We start from the raw sequence: 2,007 nt of genomic DNA on the forward strand, positions 1-2,007 counted from the left end.
ATCTATATTGCTGAGACTATCACTAATATTCTTTAGTTTTGATTGCCCGTTTGCATCAGCAACTATTTTTTTGTTGTCGGGTATGTCCGACGTAAAAAACCAATGATTATTGTCTAATTCTATTACATCATAATTGATATCATATATACTGGGCATTACCTCTGCCGTTGTTATTTTATTGAAATATCTCATATTAATATCCCTCGGCTGAGTATGAACATGCAAATTCACTCATCGCAACCATTCCCGATGCACCGAACATTCCCGCTGTTAGCCCTATTTCATGCAAACTATTGATTTCATAATTTATGATTTCAACTGCAGGTGTAGATGTTTCAATTGAGACATTGACAGATATAACTGTCTGGGTAAACGGTATTGGGAATGGAACTTTTACACAACCTAACGGGTTTGGTGAATGAAGCGGGTTGGAGACAGGCCATTTGTTGCCAACTCGTTTAAAGCCATCACTGTATATTTCATACCAGCCGTTTATGTTTGAACCTTTAGCAATAATAAAACGGCTAATCTGCTGGCCGTTTATTGCTATTTTTTTAAAATCAACATGTTCACCTACCTCATAAATAGGATGCTTTATTAATCCTTAGTTTTTTATATTCCCTACCTCTATTGTCATTATATCTATCTGTCATCTGTTGAGATTTATGTCCTAATAAAGTCATTGTATCGAGCCGTTGTTCTCGATATAAACGTTCTGCTAATGATCTTATTTCATGAAATGTGGTAGGTGTACCTGTCCAATAATTTTTTTTAAAAACTTTATCACGTAAGCGTGCAAATTGTCTTGTTATTGCTTCTAACTTTATTTGTTTATTATTATTGCTTAGCAAATAATTATTTTGGGTTGAATCAATGATATCTTTCAAACTAATATTCAGTTTTTTACATTTCAATTTAACTGGTAATGCTATTTTCGCTCCAGTTTTATATTGTTCAATTAATAAGTAATTACGTTTAATGTTAGATTTTTTCATAGTTGCGATATCAGAACGACGTTGACCCGTTACTATGGCTAACATCATTGCATCATGTAACGTTTTATTTCCCGTTTTGTCAGCTTCATTTAATATTTTTTTAAACTCATTTAATGTCATTCGAGATCGTTTTACTGTAACTTTTGGGCATTTTATTGGATCAGTTGGATTTTTATCATTCCAGCCTTGAGCATAAGCTTCTCTAAATATATCTTTGAGTAAATGATACATACATTTCGCTGATGGTGCTTTATCTTGATCAGTATAAATCTTAATGAGTTGAGCAATATCTTGAGGTGTGATTTTTGCTAAAGGTCTTTTTCCAATGTTTTGTCTGATAACTTTGATTAAATATTTTTTTATTTCGATAGTTTTAGGTTTTAAATTACGTTTTAATAGAATATCTAGATAGTTATCAAGCCAGTTATTAACTAATTTTGAATTTGAAGATTGAAATAATTTAGATAGAAAAAACATAGCATACCATTCTTTAAATGGAATATTCTGCGCTAAATACATTGAATTAGCTAGCAAATTGAGATATTAAATTTAGATACTCAATGTGAATTCAATAATTAATTTATACTACAATATTTAACAGTTGATATTTTTTAATTTTTTGAGTTTAGAACTTCATATCTATATTTTATTTTGAATAATTTTAGTTAAATAAAAACTTTGTGATGTGAAAATTCGAAAAAACGATTAGTTAAGGATATTGGAACTTATTGTTTTGATACACATTCATTAAAATTATGATGGTACGCCCGGGTGGACTCGAACCACTGACCCCCACCATGTCAAGGTGATGCTCTAACCAACTGAGCTACGGGCGTAAATTTGAAACACGCAAATATTAGCTTCCAAATTGATTCCAAGCAAGTAAAAAAATTATTTTTTGATTGTTTTTTCAGCTGTTGAACATTTTTGACTATAAAAAACACAGAATTTGTTAGTTTTTATCACTATAACAAATCTAAATTGAAAACAAATATCAGTTCAAGGTGGTTTG

The 2,007-nt window shown here is 30.5% G+C and carries 2 protein-coding genes and 1 tRNA gene; all 3 read right to left on the reverse strand.

All coding sequences use genetic code 11. The annotated features are described in order from the left end of the window. Positions 1-192 (reverse strand): hypothetical protein (locus A9G10_RS12910; RefSeq protein WP_218837412.1); only part of this gene is annotated, 192 nt, incomplete at its 3' end. A 386-nt stretch (positions 193-578) separates the two neighbouring features. After that, on the reverse strand, positions 579-1,514 hold the full coding sequence (locus A9G10_RS11905) for a tyrosine-type recombinase/integrase (protein WP_081299204.1): 936 nt from the start codon (positions 1,512-1,514) through the stop codon (positions 579-581). A gap of 240 nt (positions 1,515-1,754) precedes the next feature. Beyond that, positions 1,755-1,831, reverse strand: a tRNA-Val gene (locus tag A9G10_RS11910). Positions 1,832-2,007: the final 176 nt, after the last annotated feature.

This window comes from Gilliamella sp. wkB308, from assembly GCF_001690185.1.
Lineage (GTDB): Bacteria > Pseudomonadota > Gammaproteobacteria > Enterobacterales > Orbaceae > Gilliamella > Gilliamella apicola_I.